This is a genomic window from Vibrio sp. 10N.261.51.F11, from assembly GCF_041471665.1.
Lineage (GTDB): Bacteria > Pseudomonadota > Gammaproteobacteria > Enterobacterales > Vibrionaceae > Vibrio > Vibrio crassostreae_C.
Genome location: NZ_JBFROW010000014.1, coordinates 67,653 through 86,006, shown reverse-complemented (window position 1 = coordinate 86,006; position 18,354 = coordinate 67,653). Strand labels below are relative to the sequence as shown.

Sequence of the window (18,354 nt, the reverse complement as noted above, 5' to 3'; positions counted from 1 at the left end):
ATGGCGGCATTTGAATACAAAGCACTGGATGCCAAAGGCAAAAGTAAAAAAGGCTCGATTGAAGCGGATAACGCTCGTCAGGCTCGCCAAAGAATCAAAGAACAAGGCTTGATGCCGGTTGAGATGACCGAAGCTAAAGCTAAAACGACGAAAGGTGCACAGCCTTCGACCAGCTTTAAGCGTGGTATCAGCACGCCAGACCTTGCTTTGATTACTCGCCAAATTTCCACCTTGGTGCAATCAGGCATGCCGCTAGAAGAGTGCTTGAAAGCCGTGGCGGAGCAATCTGAAAAGCCACGTATTCGAACCATGTTACTGGCGGTTCGTTCGAAGGTAACGGAAGGTTATTCGCTAGCCGATAGCTTGGCTGATTACCCACATATCTTTGATGAACTGTTTAGAGCCATGGTCGCGGCTGGTGAGAAATCGGGTCACTTAGATGCGGTATTGGAGCGACTGGCTGATTACGCAGAAAACCGTCAGAAGATGCGCTCTAAGTTGCTGCAAGCGATGATCTACCCTGTGGTGCTGGTGGTGTTTGCGGTGACGATTGTTTCGTTCCTGCTGGCAACCGTGGTACCTAAGATCGTTGAACCGATTATCCAAATGGGCCAAGAACTTCCTCAATCGACACAATTTTTATTGGCATCGAGTGAATTTATCCAGAATTGGGGCATCCAATTACTGTTGTTGATCATCGGTGTGATTGTGTTGATTAAGACCGCTCTGAAAAAGCCGGGTGTTCGCATGAGTTGGGATCGCAAGCTATTAAGCATTCCACTGATCGGCAAGGTCGCGAAAGGAATTAATACCTCTCGTTTTGCACGAACACTCTCTATCTGTACCTCGAGTGCGATTCCTATCCTTGAGGGGATGAAGGTTGCGGTTGATGTAATGTCGAATCACCATGTGAAGCAACAAGTACTGCAGGCGTCAGACAGTGTTAGAGAAGGGGCAAGCCTGCGTAAAGCGCTCGATCAAACCAAACTCTTCCCTCCAATGATGCTGCATATGATCGCCAGTGGTGAGCAGAGTGGTCAGTTAGAGCAAATGCTAACAAGAGCGGCAGATAACCAGGATCAAAGCTTTGAATCGACCGTGAATATCGCGTTAGGTATCTTTACGCCAGCACTTATCGCTTTGATGGCAGGCTTAGTGCTGTTCATTGTGATGGCGACTCTGATGCCGATGCTTGAAATGAATAATTTGATGAGTGGTTAATCAACTGCTCATAAGACGTTAGTTTTTGGATTAACGAGAAGAAGGACATTATTACCTTCAACTCGCTGTCTGTAATTTGGAGAAAATAATGAAAAACAGAATGAAGAAACAATCAGGCTTTACCCTATTAGAAGTGATGGTTGTTGTGGTTATCCTTGGCGTATTGGCGAGCTTTGTTGTACCTAACCTATTGGGTAACAAAGAGAAGGCTGACCAACAAAAAGCCATCACTGATATTGTGGCGCTAGAGAACGCGCTAGATATGTACAAACTGGATAACAGCGTTTACCCAACAACGGATCAAGGTCTTGATGCATTGGTTTCTAAGCCAAGCAGCCCAGAGCCTCGTAACTACCGCGACGGTGGCTACATCAAGCGTCTGCCAAACGACCCATGGGGTAACGAGTACCAATACCTAAGCCCTGGTGATAACGGCACTATTGATATTTTCACTCTTGGTGCTGATGGCCAAGAAGGTGGTGAAGGTATTGCGGCGGATATCGGCAACTGGAACATGCAGGATTTCCAATAAGCTTCAGCTTATTGTTTGATTCGTTATTGATGCTTGATACGTTATTGATGGTAGGACGTAAACAGATGGAGTCTAAAGGTGAAAACTAAGCAAACACAGCCAGGTTTCACCTTGATTGAGATTCTCTTGGTGTTGGTACTACTGTCAGTAACGGCGGTTGCGGTGATCGCGACCATTCCTACCAATAGCAAAGATGTTGCTAAAAAATACGCTCAAAGCTTTTATCAGCGAGTTCAATTACTCGATGAAGAGGCTATTTTGAGCGGCTTAGATTTTGGCGTTCGAGTTGATGAAAAGAAATCGACCTATGTACTGATGGCGCTTAAGTCTGAAGGCTGGCAAGAAGTCGATTTTGAAATAATCCCCTCTTTAACTGAACTACCGGAAGAACTCGCATTGTCACTGACCTTAGGTGGTGGCGCATGGGAAGACGATGATCGGTTGTTCAACCCAGGAAGCTTGTTTGATGAAGATATGTTTGCTGATCTTGAAGAGGAAAAGAAGCCGAAACCACCACAGATCTACATCTTGTCGAGTGCTGAAATGACGCCATTTGTATTGTCGTTTTATCCAAATACCGGAGACACCATACAAGATGGTTGGCGTATTCGAGTATTGGACAATGGTGTGATTCGACTGCTAGAACCGGGAGAAGAAGATGAAGAGGAATAACCGTTCTCCTTATCGTTTTCGTGGTATGCCCCTTGGTTCTCGAGGAATGACGCTGCTTGAGGTATTGGTTGCGCTCGCTATCTTTGCGACTGCGGCGATCAGTGTGATTCGTGCTGTTACTCAGCACATCAATACCCTCAGTTATCTCGAAGAAAAAACCTTCGCGGCTATGGTCGTTGATAATCAAATGGCTTTGGTGATGCTGCATCCTGAGAAGCTAAAAAAAGCGCAGGGCACACAAGAGTTGGCCGAGAGAGAGTGGTTTTGGAAGGTCACGCCAATCGATACTAGCGATGATTTATTAAAGGCGTTTGATGTGAGTGTGGCAACCAGTAAACAAGCTTCTCCAGTGGTCACGGTGCGCAGCTATGTGGTCAAGTAAAAGCGTGTCGTTAGCTCAGAGCAAGTCGCTAAGTAAGAGCATGTCCGCCAATAAGCGTGTGCCTCGTAAACAAGGACTATCTTCGAAAGGGAGAGGCTTTACCTTAATTGAGGTTTTGGTCTCGATCGCTATCTTTGCCACGTTAAGCATGGCGGCTTATCAGGTAGTAAATCAGGTTCAGCGCAGCAACGAGCTTTCAATCGAGCGCAGTGCTCGTTTAAATCAACTGCAACGTAGCTTAGTCATTTTAGATAATGATTTTCGCCAGATGGCGGTGCGACAATTTCGTACCAACGGTGAAGAAGCATCATCTAAGCTGATCTTAATTAAAGAGTATTTACTGGATTCCGACAGCGTTGGCATCATGTTTACTCGCCTTGGCTGGCATAACCCACAGCAGCAGTTTCCTCGCGGAGAAGTCACCAAAGTGGGTTACCGCATTAAAGAAGAAACGCTTGAGCGTGTGTGGTGGCGCTACCCCGATACTCCTGCAGGACAAGAAGGTGTGATTACGCCTTTGCTTGATGATGTTGAAAGCTTGGAATTCGAGTTTTATGACGGAAGCCGCTGGGGGAAAGAGTGGCAAGCCGACAAATCGCTACCGAAAGCGGTAAGGTTAAAGCTAACCTTGAAAGATTATGGTGAGATAGAGCGTATTTATCTCACCCCTGGTGGCACGCTAGATCAGGCCGATGATTCTTCAAACAGTGACTCTTCAAGTAGTAATGAGGGGAATAATGACTCATCGAACTAATAAGTTTGCACTGACAAGGTCTGCCATGGGGCGCAAGCAGCGAGGTGTTGCGCTGATCATTATCCTGATGCTACTGGCGATAATGGCAACCATCGCAGGCAGTATGTCGGAACGCCTGTTTACTCAATTTAAGCGCGTGGGCAATCAACTGAATTACCAACAGGCTTACTGGTACAGCATTGGTGTCGAAGCGCTGGTGCAAGACGGCATTAGGCAAAGCTACAAAGACAGTGATACCGTCAACTTGAGTCAACCATGGGCGTTAGAAGAACAGGTATACCCGTTGGATTATGGTCAAGTTAAAGGCCGTATTGTTGATGCTCAGGCATGTTTTAATCTCAATGCGTTGGCTGGTGTGGCGACGACTTCAAGTAACCAAACACCTTATTTAATTACGGTTTGGCAAACCTTGTTGGAAAACCAAGATGTTGAGCCTTATCAGGCCGAGGTTATTGCACATTCAAGCTGGGAATTTGTTGATAGTGATACCCGAACCACCTCTTCAGCTGGTGTAGAAGACAGTACTTATGAGGCGATGAAGCCATCTTATTTGGCAGCGAATGGCTTAATGGCCGATGAGTCCGAGCTACGCTCGGTTTATCAAGTCACTGGTGAGGTGATGAATAAGGTTCGCCCCTTTGTTTGTGCTCTGCCGAGCGACGATTTCCGTTTGAATGTGAATACTCTTACGGAAAAGCAGGCGCCGTTATTGGAAGCGATGTTTGCCCCCGGCTTAAGTGAATCGGATGCCAAACAGCTGATAGACAAACGCCCATTCGATGGTTGGGATACGGTGGATGCGTTTATGGCTGAGCCTGCTATTGTGGGTGTGAGTGCCGAAGTCAGCAAAAAAGCGAAAGCATATTTAACTGTAGATAGCGCCTATTTTGAGCTAGATGCAGAGGTATTAGTTGAGCAGTCACGTGTACGTATACGGACGCTTTTCTATAGTAGTAATCGAGAAACAGTGACGGTAGTACGCCGTCGTTTTGGAGGAATCAGTGAGCGAGTTTCTGACCGTTCGACTGAGTAGCGAACCACAAAGCCCTGTGCAGTGGTTAGTTTGGTCGACAAGCCAACAAGAAGTGATAGCAAGTGGCGAACTGTCTAGCTGGGAGCAGCTGGATGAGTTAACGCCTTACGCTGAAAAGCGTAGCTGTATCGCTTTATTGCCGGGAAATGAATGCTTAATTAAGCGTGTTGAGATCCCGAAAGGTGCTGCTCGCCAGTTCGATTCTATGCTGCCGTTTTTATTAGAAGACGAAGTCGCACAAGATATCGAAGACTTACACCTGACTATTTTAGAGAAAGACGCAACGCACGCGACAGTGTGTGGTGTGGAACGTGATTGGCTTAAGCAGGCGCTGGATACTTTCCGCGAAGCGAACATTATCTTTCGTAAAGTATTGCCTGATACCTTAGCGTTGCCTTTAGAAGATCAGGGCATCAGTGCGCTGCAGATCGACCAACATTGGTTATTGCGTCAAAGCAACTATCAAGCAGTGTCGATCAATGAGGCGTGGCTAGCGATGTTCTTACAAAGCGATTGGGTTGCCTTAGATGACGAAGAGCAATCACCAACGATTTTTAGCTACACCGCACTGCCAAGTGATGACGTTCAACTGCAAAGTGGCATTGAGTGGCAAGCTAAACCTGCGGAACTGGTGATGTCTTTACTGAGCCAACAAGCCATTACAAGTGGCGTAAACTTACTGACTGGCACCTTTAAAACCAAATCTTCATTCAGTAAGTACTGGCGTGTATGGCAAAAAGTAGCGATCGCAGCTTGTTTGCTGGTGGCGGTGATCGTCACTCAGCAAGTCTTAAAGGTTCAGCAGTACGAAGCACAAGCCGAAGCGTACCGAACGGAGAGTGAACGTATTTTTAGAAGCGTACTTCCGGGCAAGCAACGTATTCCGACGGTCAGCTACCTTAAGCGCCAGATGAACGACGAAGCTAAGAAGTATGGTGGCTCGGGTGATGGTGATTCCTTACTTGGATGGCTAGCGTTACTGCCAGAAACTTTAGGACAAGTGAAAGCCATCGAAGTGAATAGTATTCGCTACGACGGCAACCGCTCAGAGGTGAGATTGGAAGCGAAAAGTACTGACTTCCAATATTTCGAGACTGCGCGAGTGAAACTTGAAGAGAAGTTTACCGTTGAGCAAGGGCCATTGAATCGTAATGGTGATGCCGTATTTGGCAGCTTTACTCTTAAACCCCATCAATAACCTGCGTAAGGAGATCAGTGATGAGAAATATGATTGAGCCACTCCAAGCGTGGTGGACTTCAATAAGTCAAAGAGAGCAACGACTAGTGATTGGTTGCTCAATTCTATTGGTGGTCGGTGTCGTTTATTGGGGGCTAATCCAGCCACTCAGTCAGCGAGCTGAACTTGCGCAGACCCGTATTCAAAGTGAGAAGCAACTGCTGACTTGGGTAACCAATAAAGCCAACGAAGTGGTGGAGCTGCGAGGAAGTGGTGGGATTGTTGCTAGCCAGCCTCTGAATCAATCTGTACCAGCTTCTATGCGTCGTTTCAAGATTGAATTAATTCGAGTTCAGCCGCGTGGCGAGATGCTGCAAGTCTGGGTGAAACCTGTGCCTTTTAATCAGTTCTTAGATTGGCTGACATACTTGAAAGAGAAGCAGGGTGTCGAAGTTGAGTTTATGGACATTGATCGCTCCGATAACCCAGGGGTTATTGAGGTCAACCGACTACAGTTTAAACGAGGTTAATGTGAAACGCGGTTTATCTTTGAAGTTAGGTTTACTTTTTGGCGGCATCTTTATTGTCTTTTTCTCGGTTAGTCTGTTGCTGCATCTACCGGCCTCTTTTGTACTCAAACATGCACCGGCTGTGCGTGGCTTGAATATTGAAGGTGTTGAAGGAACGGTTTGGCAGGGCAGCGCCAATAATATCGCCTGGCAGCGTGTTAATTACGGTTCAGTGCAGTGGGACTTCCAGTTTTCTAAGCTATTTCAAGCCAAAGCAGAACTGGCGGTTCGTTTTGGTCGTAACAGCGACATGAACTTGTCAGGTAAAGGGCGTGTCGGGTACAGCATGAGTGGCGCGTATGCAGAGAACTTAGTGGCCTCAATGCCTGCTATGAACGTGATGAAATACGCCCCAGCCATTCCAGTCCCGGTTTCAATTGGTGGAAAGGTTGAGCTGACGATCAAGCATGCGGTTCATGCTCAACCTTGGTGTCAGTCTGGTGAAGGTACTGTGGCTTGGTCTGGTGCTGCAGTCGATTCACCTGTTGGTTCGTTAGACCTTGGTCCTGTGATTGCGGACATAACCTGTGAAGACAGTACAATTGCAGCCAAAGGCGTTCAGAAGAGCACTCAAGTAGACAGTGAGTTCTCAGCGAGTCTAACATCTAACCAGCGCTACACATCTGCAGCGTGGTTTAAACCGGGTGTTGAATTCCCGCCAACGATGCAAAATCAGCTTAAATGGTTGGGTAATCCTGACAGCCAAGGTAAGTACCAGTTTACTTATCAAGGTCGTTTTTAGCTAAACGGCTAAGGGTCACTAAATTACGAGATATAAAAAACGGGCACCTCACTGAGGTGCCCGTTTTGTTTGTTCTGAGAATCTAGAGGATATCTGACAGTTAAAGGGAGCAAACTCGCCTAGTCTTTGCCTTGCAAAATTTCTACCCACGGTAAATCTGCATCACCGAGTACAATGAAGTTCGGGTTTTCTAGCGTTTCTCTTTCATTGTACGAAAGCGGTTCTAGTTGAGTACTTAAGATACGTCCGCCAGCTTCTTCAACAATGCACTGCGTTGCGGCGGTATCCCACTCTCCGGTTGGTCCAAGGCGCAGATAACAATCCACAGCGCCTTCTGCGACTAAACAGGCCTTAAGCGCTGCTGAGCCTAGAGGAACCAAATCATAATTCCATGCTGAGCTCATACGGCTAGTGATGCGATTGATGTCCTGGCGACGGCTGATCGCCATGGCGATTGACTGGTTTGGCAGCTCGTGACGATGCGTTTTGATTTTCACGCTGTCATTAAGGTCTGGGATCTTCCAAGCGCCTTTGCCACTGTAAGCGTAATAGCTCACACCTGAAACGGGTGCGTATACCACGCCCATCACTGGCTTGTTATGCTCGATTAGGGCGATAATTGTCGCGAAATCACCACTTCGTGCGATGAACTCCTGGGTGCCGTCCAGTGGGTCAACTAACCAGTAGCGATCCCATTGAGAGCGTTGCTCTAGGCTGATGTCGGCGTCTTCTTCGGATAATACGGGAATATCAGGCGTCAATTCACTGAGTTTTTTTAATATCAGCTTATGTGCTGCAAGATCGGCACTGGTTACTGGAGTGTCATCACTCTTAATGAACTCTTCGTAATCCTTTTTCTCGTAGATCTCTAAGATGAGTTGACCAGCAGAGCGAGCAATCTCAATGACAGAGGGTAGGAGGTGAGACAAATCTTTTGTTATTGGCATAAATGTTCTCTTACTCTTAGAGCGAGCCTGAATGTTCTAGTTATTGTTTAATACACGAAGGCTTAAAAGCAGGGCTGTAATACTCCGAGCCTCACAGAAATCGAGATGTGTTAACAGTTCTTCGGCTTGAGCAAGTGGCCAGCGCACAATATCGAGAGGCTCTGGCTCATCACCTTCTAGCTTTTCTGGGTAGAGGTCTTCTGCAATAAACAGCGTCATTTTGCTAGAGAAGTAAGAGGGTGCAAGGATCACTTCCTTCAGCGGAGTAAGCTTGTTGGCACCGAAGCCTATCTCTTCTTTGAGTTCGCGAACGGCGGCTTCGTTTGGCTGCTCACCTGGATCAATCAGCCCTTTTGGAAAGCCAAGTTCGTAGCGTTCAGTTCCCGCTGCATATTCACGTACTAATAGAATATCGCCTTGCTCAGTAATAGGAACCATCATCACTGCGTTGCGCCCGCTGGGCTTCATGCGTTCGTAAGTGCGCTCTTCGCCGTTTGAAAAGCGTAAGTCGAGAGACTCGATAGAGAATAGTCTTGATTGAGCGACAGTTTGTTTAGCCAAAATCTCTGGCTTGGTCCTTTTCGTCATTGCGCTCGCTCCTTAGCTCATTGGAATTCTTTCTTATAAAGTCATTCTAATATAGGGGAAATGACCTTGAGTTCCTAGATCCGAGTTTTCATATCCGAAAATTATTGAAGCAGGAATCGATTACGATCACTTGAATACCTTACTCAAGATGGTAACGAGGTGAAAATATGGTTGTATAGCAAAAGAGTATAGAGAGAACGCGATAGTCCTAACTTGCTTATCCACATAACAAAAAAGGTTGATGCTTGCGCATCAACCTTTCAAATAACAACTAACACTAAATCAGTGATTAGTAGTAAGAGTGCTCACCACGATCGTGCTCAGTTGCATCACGAACAGCAGTCAGTTCACCTTCAAACTGTTGAAGAAGTTCTTTCTCGATGCCTTCTTTTAGCGTTACATCAACCATAGAACAACCGTTACAACCACCACCGAATGCTACAATAGCTGCGCCGTCTTCAGTGATTTCTACCAAGCTAACGTGACCGCCGTGACCAGCAAGTTGTGGGTTAACTTGTGTTTGAATTGCGTATTCAACACGTTCTAGAAGTGGTGCATCGTCTGCGACTTTACGCATCTTAGCGTTTGGTGCTTTAAGCGTTAGCTGAGAGCCCATTTTGTCAGTAACGAAGTCAATTTCAGCTTCATCTAGGAACGGTAGGCTTAGCTCATCTACGTATGCAGAGAAAGCTTCGAATTTAAGCTCTGTGTCAGACGCTTCGATAGCATCTGTTGGGCAGTAAGAAACACCACACTCTGCGTTTTGTGTACCCGGGTTTACCACGAACACACGAATGTTTGTACCTTCAGGCTGCTGTGACAGCAGATTGGCAAAATGAGTTTGAGCTGTTTCTGTAATAGTAATATTTGACACGACGAATACCTGAGTAGATTTGTAGGTTATTAGCGCCATTCTACTCCTGTCAGATTTGTAATTCAGCCCTTTTTTGTTGGATTGCTGTACAAGTAGTGATTCACAGCTTTTATCCAGAGGGCTCAGGAGTGCGGCAGATGCAGTAAATATCAATCCTTTTAACGTCCACTTCAAGTAGTAATTGGCATAATTGATACACAGTACTGCCGGTGGTTACAACATCATCAATTATCGCGACGTGAGAGGGGATAGTTCCTTGAACGTCTTGTTTTCGCAGCGCAAAAGCGCTCTTTAGATTGTGTAATCGTGCGGATTTAGTCAGCCCCTGCTGGGAAGCCGTTGAGCGAATTCGACGAAAGAGCACATCACTTTCAACGCCAAGCTCTTGAGCCGTGTAGTCGGCTAGCAGCTTACTTTGATTAAAGCCGCGATGAGTATATCGACGCCAATGCAGCGGCACGCTGGTGATCAGCGGAGCAGGATATTCGATACGTGATGCCAATAGCTTAGATAGATCACGTGCAAACCAAAACTTATCAGCGTACTTCATTTGCTGAATGTAACCTGCTGTAGGGAAGGTGTAATCGCCGACACAGTAGAGGCGATGCCAAGGTGGAGGTTGAGATAAGCACTGTCCGCACTGCTCTACTGTGAGCAGTGTTTTTAAACCACATCGTTGGCAGCGTGGTACTGGCTGAAAGAGTTTGAGACAAGAATTGCACCATCGAGGATGTGTATCACTGGGCAGTTTATCAAGTTTGCACAGGTGGCATTGAGGTGTGACCAGACGTGGTGTGTGTTTTTGTAGCCAATCGGATAACATAGCTCGTGATGCTTTTGGGTTATGGTGTTCCTTTTGCTCACCATACTGAAAAGCGCGGATTATCGCTGATGGAAAAAGTAGGGAATATTGAGAATGAGTGACGCGTTATATTGGCATGTTTCTGGGCAAGGGCCTGATTTAGTACTGGTTCACGGCTGGGGAATGAACGGTGCGGTATGGCAACAAACCGTTAATGCATTACAAGCTGATTTTCGAGTGCATGTTGTCGATTTACCAGGGTATGGACACAGCGCGCACTGCCACGCTCAAGATCTTGAAGAGATTGCTCAGCAGCTTTTGGCCGAAGCACCAAAGCAAGCGATTTGGGTGGGTTGGTCACTTGGAGGCTTGGTCGCAACGCACATGGCTCTCCATCACTCAGATTACGTGAGCAAGCTGGTGACTGTCGCCAGTTCTCCCAAATTCGCCGCTGCAAAAGAGCCCGTGTTATGGCGAGGCATTCAGCCCAACGTATTAAGCGCATTCACCGAGCAACTGGTTGAAGATTTCCAAACCACCATCGAACGCTTTATGGCATTGCAAGCCATGGGCAGCCCTTCAGCAAGGCAAGATGTAAAACAACTCAAGCAAGCGGTGCTGTCTCGCCCGTTGCCGAACCCTGACTCATTATTGGCAGGATTAAAGATGCTGTCGGATGTCGATCTGCGTGAACAACTGCCTGAGATTTCAGTACCAATGCTACGCTTGTATGGTCGATTAGATGGATTGGTGCCAATCAAGGTTGCGAAAGACTTAGGCACAGCCTTGCCTCATACCGAGCAATACATATTTACCCAGTCTTCGCATGCACCGTTTATGACCGAAGCGGATGCCTTTTGCAGTGAGCTTGTCAGCTTCGCACAAAAATAATTGCTAAATATATATCCGGCTTGGTCGATATATAAGCTAATACCAATCACAGTAAGTAAGTGTTCAAAAATAGCGTAGGTAAAAGGCTTGAGAACAAGGCAGCTTTTTTTTGACAAGTAGTTTCGATAAGTAGTTATTCTACAATCAAAAAATCTAACGCCGTTATCGAGCATTTTAACAAGCTAGGATGATCAGTTATTTACTACGATTGGTATAACACCAACGTGTTGCTTGATACTCAGACCTAACTCTCTCCTGAGCTGATTGCGCTAAGTTGGGCTATGCCTGTTGTGCTGACTCACAGTACAACAGCGTTATAGCAAAAACGATGGGCGATTCTTGAGGAGAGTTCGCGATGATTGTGTCACCTGCAACTGCAGTGAGTGTGCCACTAATCGCCCCGTCCGTTAATGTGCAAACAGAGCAAGTTGCGCGTGATAATAGAGTCCGAGAGCCTGTTGCTCCCGCAGTAGCATTGGCGAGAACCAATGCAGAGCGTAAGGTAAAATCAGACGATAAACGAAGGCAGCAGTCGGCTTGGGATCCTTCAGACCATCCAGGTTATGAAATGGAGAACGAGTCAGAGGCCAATTCGGTTAGCCAAGAAGAGCCACAAGACCCTTTTGATCGGCTGTTCAGCTTATTGGCACTGAAAACATACAGTGCTGATCAAGGCAAAGGTTATACCATGCGTTTCCGCCTGCCAAAGCATGTTTTAGATGCGGCGATTCAGGAAGGACAGATGGAGAAACGACGTAAGGTCATAAAGTATCATTATGGTCATGCTGTTGCGCCTCATGCTCCGTCAGAGATGTTGGTCGTATTATAATTATACTCTTCATACTTGAAGCTGCAGCGTTGTTAACTGCGTAAGTTCACCCTAATCACATAGAACCCCTATGCTCATAGGGCTGAACTTACTTGTTGCCTAGCTGCAACTCCAATTATTTTGAGTATAAACACGAAGAATACAACCAAGCTTCGATGTCTTTTTTGAACACATAATAAAAAAACCTGCATACCCTAAGGGATGCAGGTTTTCTGTTTTAAGCACATCAGCTTTTTAGATGAGCTAATGGATTACTTTTTCGCTTTAGCAAAAGCGGCGGCGAATGCTCCACCCATTGCAGCGTTTTGTTGCGGCTCTTCACGACGGCGTTGGCCACCTTGCGAGTTTTGATTCGAGCGGTTTTGTGTACGAGGTGCACTTGAACGTTGAGCACGGTTGTCTTGTCCAGGCTCGTCCTTCATACGCATGCTCAGTGCAATACGTTTACGCTGAACATCCACTTCCATCACCTTCACTTTCACGATGTCGCCCGCTTTAACCACTTCACGTGGGTCAGAGACAAAGCGATCGGTGAGTGCTGAAATATGAACTAAGCCATCTTGGTGAACACCAATATCAACGAAGGCACCAAAGTTAGCCACGTTCGATACCACACCTTCTAGAATCATGCCTGGTTCTAGGTCTGAAACGCTGTTTACGCCATCTGCGAAGGTTGCAGTCTTGAACTCAGGGCGAGGGTCGCGTCCCGGCTTATCCAGCTCCTTGATGATGTCGGTGACCGTTGGAACACCAAAGTTTTCATTGGTGTAATCAACCGCGTGCAAACCACGTAAGAAGTCGGTGTTACCCACCAGAGATTTGATGTCTTTGTGGTTTTTCTCAGCGATGCTTTTCACTACTGGGTAAGCTTCTGGGTGAACCGATGATGCATCCAGTGGGTTTTTGCCATCCATAATACGTAGGAAGCCGGCACACTGTTCAAAGGCTTTTGGCCCCAAGCGTGCGACTTTTTTCAGTGTAGTACGTGCTTCAAAACGACCATTTTCATCACGGAAGTCCACGATGTTCTGAGCGATGGTGCTAGACAGGCCAGCAACACGAGTCAGTAGCGCAGCCGAAGCGGTATTCACATCAACACCAACCGCGTTTACACAGTCTTCGACAATCGCATCTAGGCGCTTAGCGAGCATAGTTTGGCTCACATCGTGTTGGTATTGGCCCACACCGATCGATTTAGGGTCAATCTTCACTAGCTCTGCCAGTGGATCTTGCAGACGACGAGCAATAGACACCGCACCACGAATTGATACATCCATGTTCGGGAACTCTTTTGCAGCTAGTTCAGACGCGGAATACACCGATGCGCCCGCTTCGCTAACAATGATCTTTTGCGCTTTTAGGTTGCCGCGTTTAATTACGTCAGCCACAAAGCTGTCGGTTTCGCGTGAAGCCGTACCGTTACCAATCGCAATCAAATCAACATTGAATTGACGAACCATCTGCTCAACCACGTGTGCCGATTTGTCGTATTGCTTTTGAGGTGGGTGAGGGTAAATAGTTTCTGTTGCCAAAACCTTACCGGTTGAATCCACGACAGCGATTTTCGAACCGGTACGTAAACCTGGGTCCAAGCCTAAGGTTGCTCGAGGACCAGCTGGCGCTGCCATGAGTAGGTCTTTTAGGTTGGTTGCGAATACTTCAATCGCTTCGATCTCTGCACGCTCTTTCATTGCGCCCATCAATTCAGTTTCCATGTGCATAGAAACCTTGATGCGCCATGCCCAGCTAATCACTTGCTTACGCCAAGCATCCGCAGGTGCGCTGCTTAGGGTAATGCCGTAGTGATCAGAGATGATGTTTTCGCAGTATGAACCACGTACACCTTCTTCTTGCTCTGGGTCTGCGTTCATTGCCAGTGTTAAGAAGCCTTCATTACGGCCTCGTAGCATTGCAAGAGCACGATGTGACGGTACTTTGCTGAGTGTTTCGTTGTGCTCGAAGTAGTCTTTGAACTTCTCGCCTTCTTGCTCTTTATCTGTCACTACACGAGCGACTAGCTCTGCGTTGCGTGTTAGGTGTTGGCGAATCTTTTCTAGTAGGTTTGCGTCTTCCGCAATGCGTTCCATGATGATCGCACGAGCACCATCGAGAGCAGCTTTGGTATCGGCAATGCCTTTATCGTTGCTGATGAAGTTCGCCGCTTCCGTTTCTGGATCGTGCTGCGGTTCATTCCACAGTGTGTCGGCAAGTGGTTCTAAGCCCGCTTCAATCGCGATCTGGCCTTTAGTGCGACGCTTTGGTTTGTAAGGTAGGTATAAATCTTCTAGACGAGTCTTGCTGTCGGCTTGAGTGATATCACGCTCGAGTTCTGGCGTGAGTTTACCTTGGTCTTGAATCGACTTAAGAATCGTTTGGCGACGATCATCAAGCTCACGAAGGTAAGAAAGGCGACTATCAAGGTTACGTAATTGGGTATCGTCTAAGCCACCCGTGACTTCTTTACGGTAGCGGGCAATAAAGGGAACAGTGTTACCGTCGTCAATTAGGTTGACTGCGGCGATGACTTGCTCTGAACGAACATTCAGTTCTTCAGCAATCAGTCGACAGATAGCTTGGCTCATCCGATGAATCTCTTATTTAATATCGTGACAAATACATGGGGGTGAGCGTACGCTTTTTCTAGCTATGACTGTGTAATTATCCTGTCAGAAGTCGAATTTCCGTTTGTGATACCCGCTTTGTGCGAGATCTCTTACAAGTGATGTGAGACTAAGTCGCTTTAGACCGATGAAATCGTCTTGATGTTACACTAAGTTGCTGATTTTATTTGATTGTGTGTTTGTGGGCGTATTTCTCACCTGAAATGTTTTTTAAGACTATCTAGGAAACACGGCCATTTGCCGTAATATTTAACTTGTCGACAGGGAGTTGGCAGGAACAGGAAAAAGCCTAATGGACTAGGTATCTTCAGGATGAAGATTTGATTACTTAGGATGAGTGGTCAGCAAGGAAGTGATAATCTCTGGATGAGATTCGCCAGTCAGGATGACAGGCTAGAATGGACACCGCTAGGATGGCGATGAACAAAAAGGAAATTGGTTAAAGGATTTAGCCACTATCAAGGAAAGATGCAGGGAGCACCTTATCTCGAAGAGATAAACAGTAGCCGGATTGCTGCGATAGAGACTTAACCCCGCTAGGCGAAAGCCTTGCGGGGTTTTCTTTTATCTGGAGTTTGGGTTTGCTGAACACTCAGTTTATCGCTAAGTGTTTATTAAGTTTGGTTATTCGTTGTCTGCGTAGCGAATCGAGTTAATGAACCACTCTTTGTCGCCTTCCGGTGTTTTTACCGTAAACTCGTCATCTACTTCTTTCTTGAGCAGAGCTCTAGCCATTGGTGAGTCGATAGAGATATAGCCTTTAGCATCGCCGTAGATCTCTTCTGGGCCGACAATTCGAAACTTCTTAATTTCCCCATCATCATTCTCAATTTCGACCCAAGCACCGAAAAATACCTTACCTTCTTGTTGTGGCGAGTAATCAACGATCGTGACATCAGGTAGGAACTTTCTTAAAAAACGCACTCGGCGATCGATCTGACGAAGTAGACGCTTATTGAAGGTGTAATCTGCGTTTTCTGAGCGATCTCCAAGGCTTGCCGCCCAAGTGACTATCTTAGTAATTTCAGGGCGTTTCTCGTGCCATAAGTGGTCATGTTCTGCTTTGAGCTTGTTATAACCTTCTCGAGTAATAAGTTTGGTTTTCATAAATCTGACTTAATGAAATGATGATCTAAGATAGAATATATAGAAAGGCAACATACGTTAACAATTATTTAGGCGACTTTTTCTCCAATAATGTTACATTTTTAATGTCTTATACCAATATACAATTTACCAAGAATGCTTAACCTTAGGTTTAAGCTTTAATAGGTGGAACCATTACATGCAAGAAAACTACAAAATTTTAGTGGTCGATGACGATGCTCGTTTACGTGCACTGTTAGAGCGCTATCTGTCAGAGCAGGGCTTTCAAGTGCGTAGCGTGGCAAACAGTGAGCAGATGGACCGCCTGTTAACCCGTGAAAATTTTCACTTGATGGTATTGGATTTAATGTTGCCGGGCGAAGATGGTCTATCGATCTGTCGTCGTCTACGAAACGCAAACAACTCGCTACCAATCCTGATGCTTACTGCAAAGGGTGATGAAGTGGATCGCATTGTGGGCTTGGAAGTGGGTGCTGATGATTACCTGCCAAAACCATTTAATCCACGTGAACTGCTTGCTCGTATTAAAGCTGTACTGCGTCGCCAAGTCATTGAAGCACCGGGTGCACCAAGCACAGAAGAGTCTGTGGTTGAGTTTGGTGAGTTCCGCTTGAACTTAGGTACTCGCGAAATGTTCCGCGGTGAAGAGCCAATGCCGCTTACTTCGGGTGAATTTGCGGTTCTTAAGTCCTTGGTAACGAATGCTCGTGAGCCAATGTCTCGCGATAAACTGATGAACATGGCTCGTGGCCGTGAGTATTCAGCAATGGAACGTTCTATCGATGTTCAGATTTCACGTCTGCGTCGTCTAGTGGAAGAAGATCCAAGTAAACCTCGTTATATCCAAACGGTGTGGGGCTTGGGTTACGTATTCGTTCCAGATGGCAAAGCTGTGTAATTCAGCTTAATAAGCTCTACAGTAGCTTTATCGATTCTGTGAATCTTACGGGTCATCTCATTAATATGCGATGGCCCGTTTTCTATTCAGCACAATGGTTTAGAGTTATAGTCATATAACACTTTCTTTATCTTTCTACATCTCGGGTACCCCATGCGTATACGTAGCTCCTTTACTCAGTCGATAGTGCTTTTCTTAACGCTATTGGTCGCTAGCCAAATTTTTTCTTATTACGCGGTGTTTAACTATGCGTTGATGCCAAGTTTGCAGCAGTTTAATAAGATTTTGGCTCACGAGCTAAACCTGGTATTGGACCAAGGCAGTGATATCGAGATCGATGCGCCATTGCGTCAGCGTGTGCTTGAACAGCTCGGGGTAACCGTTCACGCCAAGGGCAGCGAAGCGGCGGGTGAGTATTACCATGCGGTCGCAATCGACCTGATGAGTGAGGAGATGACCAAGGAGCTGGGTTCTGAAACTGAAGTGCGGCTGATCTTGGGTAAAGAGAGCTATGTGCTTTGGATGGACATTGCGCAGTTACCCAACTCTTTAATTCGTATTCCGTTATCAGAGCTGCAAGAAGAGGATTTTGCACCACTGTTTCGTAACAGTCTGATCATGGCGCTGTTGATTGTCGCAGGTGGTTGGCTGTTTATCCGATTGCAAAACCGTCCGTTGATCGCGCTAGAGAAAGCGGCGCAAGGTGTCGGGCGAGGTGATATTCCACCGCCATTGCCAGTTCAAGGCGCACAAGAGATTCGCTCGGTAACTCGAGCCTTTAACCAGATGTCGAAAGGCATCCAAGAGCTAGAAGAAGACCGCGCCTTGTTGATGGCGGGTATCAGCCATGATTTACGTACTCCGTTAACGCGTATTCGCTTAGCAACCGAGATGATGTCGCCAGAAGACAGCTATTTGGCGGAAGGCATCATCAGTGATACCGAAGAGTGTAACGAGATCATCAGTCAGTTCATGGATTACCTAAAGCCTGTTGACAGAGACTCATTCCAAGCGGTGTTTGTCGATGATATTGCGCGAGAAGTCTCTAGCTCTGAAGGTGGCTATGAGGTCCAGATTGAAACCGATATTCCAGAAACCATGAAACCTGCGTTGGGCAACCCGATCGCAATGAAGCGTGCTGTGAGCAACTTGGTGGTGAATGCGCTGCGTTACGGTAATGGTTGGGTCAAGGTATCAACTGGTATGACGGCGGATAACAAGCTTGCTTGGGTGACGGTAGAAGATAACGGGCCGGGTATTCCACAAGACCAGATCGGAAAGCTGTTTGAACCTTTCACGCGTGGTGACACGGCTCGTGGTAGCGAAGGAACGGGCTTGGGCTTAGCAATTGTGAAACGTATCGTTAGCCAGCATCAAGGTGCTGTTGTGGTCAATAACCGCAGTGAAGGTGGCTTAAAAGCGCAGATCAGTTTCCCGGTTAAGCCCTAGTTATCATCGGTCCGTTTGATGACGATAAGTTCGGTTCGGGGAACGGTTAAGAGATCCCCGACTCGGTCATTCTTCCCTCTCCGAGGATGACGAATTGCTAACCATGGACTTTGATGATGAAAGTTTACTTTGATCGTCATTCCCTATCGTGAGGAACGAGCGAATAGGGAATCTCGCTCTTGCTTGATGAAAGTAACGCACACTAAAAAGGCTTCCTTGAGGAAGCCTTTTTTACGTTTGAATACGGTCTCAGTGTTAACTATGCC

The 18,354-nt window shown here is 46.6% G+C and carries 19 protein-coding genes; 13 read left to right on the top strand and 6 right to left on the bottom strand.

From position 1 onward, the window contains the following. The 9 genes from gspF (at nucleotide 1) to AB4351_RS05300 (ending at nucleotide 7,082) form a co-directional block, all read left to right on the top strand. A complete protein-coding gene (gene gspF / locus AB4351_RS05340) occupies nucleotides 1-1,221 on the top strand; it encodes a type II secretion system inner membrane protein GspF (RefSeq protein WP_372125305.1) in 1,221 nt (406 codons plus the stop codon). Between the two features lie 88 nt (nucleotides 1,222-1,309). Continuing rightward, nucleotides 1,310-1,753 carry a type II secretion system major pseudopilin GspG gene (gene gspG, locus AB4351_RS05335; protein WP_017062485.1) on the top strand — a complete coding sequence of 148 codons (444 nt, stop codon included), beginning with the start codon at nucleotides 1,310-1,312 and terminating at the stop codon, nucleotides 1,751-1,753. Nucleotides 1,754-1,831: 78 nt separating this feature from the next. Next, nucleotides 1,832-2,425, top strand: a complete 594-nt coding sequence (gene gspH, locus AB4351_RS05330; protein ID WP_372125303.1) for a type II secretion system minor pseudopilin GspH — start codon at nucleotides 1,832-1,834, stop codon at nucleotides 2,423-2,425. Beyond that, complete coding sequence (gene gspI, locus AB4351_RS05325; protein WP_017062483.1) at nucleotides 2,412-2,807, top strand: type II secretion system minor pseudopilin GspI; 396 nt, start codon at nucleotides 2,412-2,414, stop codon at nucleotides 2,805-2,807. Before gspH ends, gspI begins: the two co-directional genes overlap by 14 nt. Next, nucleotides 2,794-3,561: a type II secretion system minor pseudopilin GspJ gene (gspJ, locus tag AB4351_RS05320; protein ID WP_017063073.1), complete on the top strand. Its 768-nt coding sequence runs from the start codon at nucleotides 2,794-2,796 to the stop codon at nucleotides 3,559-3,561. Before gspI ends, gspJ begins: the two co-directional genes overlap by 14 nt. Then, nucleotides 3,545-4,594 (top strand): type II secretion system minor pseudopilin GspK, encoded by a 1,050-nt coding sequence (gspK, locus tag AB4351_RS05315; RefSeq protein ID WP_017062481.1) that lies wholly within the window; start codon nucleotides 3,545-3,547, stop codon nucleotides 4,592-4,594. Before gspJ ends, gspK begins: the two co-directional genes overlap by 17 nt. Then, entirely contained in the window at nucleotides 4,563-5,792 is a 1,230-nt protein-coding gene (gene gspL / locus AB4351_RS05310) for a type II secretion system protein GspL (RefSeq protein WP_017062480.1), read from the top strand. The genes gspK and gspL overlap by 32 nt, the downstream gene beginning before the upstream one ends. Nucleotides 5,793-5,812: 20 nt before the next feature. Next, nucleotides 5,813-6,301 carry a type II secretion system protein M gene (locus AB4351_RS05305; RefSeq protein ID WP_171732293.1) on the top strand — a complete coding sequence of 163 codons (489 nt, stop codon included), beginning with the start codon at nucleotides 5,813-5,815 and terminating at the stop codon, nucleotides 6,299-6,301. Nucleotide 6,302: 1 nt separating this feature from the next. After that, a complete protein-coding gene (locus tag AB4351_RS05300) occupies nucleotides 6,303-7,082 on the top strand; it encodes a type II secretion system protein N (protein ID WP_017063075.1) in 780 nt (259 codons plus the stop codon). Nucleotides 7,083-7,201: 119 nt separating this feature from the next. Here AB4351_RS05300 and cysQ read toward each other — a convergent pair whose 3' ends face one another. The 4 genes from cysQ to AB4351_RS05280 form a co-directional block, all read right to left on the bottom strand. Continuing rightward, on the bottom strand, nucleotides 7,202-8,029 hold the full coding sequence (cysQ, locus tag AB4351_RS05295; RefSeq protein ID WP_017062477.1) for a 3'(2'),5'-bisphosphate nucleotidase CysQ: 828 nt from the start codon (nucleotides 8,027-8,029) through the stop codon (nucleotides 7,202-7,204). A gap of 36 nt (nucleotides 8,030-8,065) precedes the next feature. Beyond that, nucleotides 8,066-8,617, bottom strand: a complete 552-nt coding sequence (nudE, locus tag AB4351_RS05290; protein WP_017062476.1) for an ADP compounds hydrolase NudE — start codon at nucleotides 8,615-8,617, stop codon at nucleotides 8,066-8,068. 289 nt (nucleotides 8,618-8,906) lie between these two features. Continuing rightward, entirely contained in the window at nucleotides 8,907-9,491 is a 585-nt protein-coding gene (gene nfuA / locus AB4351_RS05285; RefSeq protein WP_004741449.1) for a Fe-S biogenesis protein NfuA, read from the bottom strand. A gap of 109 nt (nucleotides 9,492-9,600) precedes the next feature. Then, nucleotides 9,601-10,314 carry a ComF family protein gene (locus AB4351_RS05280; RefSeq protein WP_170962812.1) on the bottom strand — a complete coding sequence of 238 codons (714 nt, stop codon included), beginning with the start codon at nucleotides 10,312-10,314 and terminating at the stop codon, nucleotides 9,601-9,603. A 93-nt stretch (nucleotides 10,315-10,407) separates the two neighbouring features. On the opposite strand from AB4351_RS05280, the gene bioH reads away from it, so the two are divergent. Then, nucleotides 10,408-11,184: a pimeloyl-ACP methyl ester esterase BioH gene (gene bioH / locus AB4351_RS05275; protein WP_017063077.1), complete on the top strand. Its 777-nt coding sequence runs from the start codon at nucleotides 10,408-10,410 to the stop codon at nucleotides 11,182-11,184. A gap of 355 nt (nucleotides 11,185-11,539) precedes the next feature. Then, the gene (locus AB4351_RS05270; protein WP_017063078.1) at nucleotides 11,540-12,013 is read left to right on the top strand and encodes a hypothetical protein; all 474 of its coding nucleotides are present in this window, start codon (nucleotides 11,540-11,542) and stop codon (nucleotides 12,011-12,013) included. 251 nt (nucleotides 12,014-12,264) lie between these two features. On the opposite strand, the gene AB4351_RS05265 is transcribed toward AB4351_RS05270, so the two are convergent. Continuing rightward, nucleotides 12,265-14,595: a Tex family protein gene (locus AB4351_RS05265; RefSeq protein WP_372100127.1), complete on the bottom strand. Its 2,331-nt coding sequence runs from the start codon at nucleotides 14,593-14,595 to the stop codon at nucleotides 12,265-12,267. Between the two features lie 663 nt (nucleotides 14,596-15,258). Next, nucleotides 15,259-15,741: a transcription elongation factor GreB gene (gene greB, locus AB4351_RS05260; protein ID WP_017062470.1), complete on the bottom strand. Its 483-nt coding sequence runs from the start codon at nucleotides 15,739-15,741 to the stop codon at nucleotides 15,259-15,261. A 178-nt stretch (nucleotides 15,742-15,919) separates the two neighbouring features. On the opposite strand from greB, the gene ompR reads away from it, so the two are divergent. Together ompR and envZ are read left to right on the top strand one after the other, a co-directional pair. Beyond that, nucleotides 15,920-16,639 (top strand): two-component system response regulator OmpR, encoded by a 720-nt coding sequence (gene ompR, locus AB4351_RS05255; RefSeq protein WP_008218409.1) that lies wholly within the window; start codon nucleotides 15,920-15,922, stop codon nucleotides 16,637-16,639. A 153-nt stretch (nucleotides 16,640-16,792) separates the two neighbouring features. Beyond that, nucleotides 16,793-18,088: a two-component system sensor histidine kinase EnvZ gene (gene envZ / locus AB4351_RS05250; protein WP_102320999.1), complete on the top strand. Its 1,296-nt coding sequence runs from the start codon at nucleotides 16,793-16,795 to the stop codon at nucleotides 18,086-18,088. Nucleotides 18,089-18,354 lie beyond the last annotated feature (266 nt).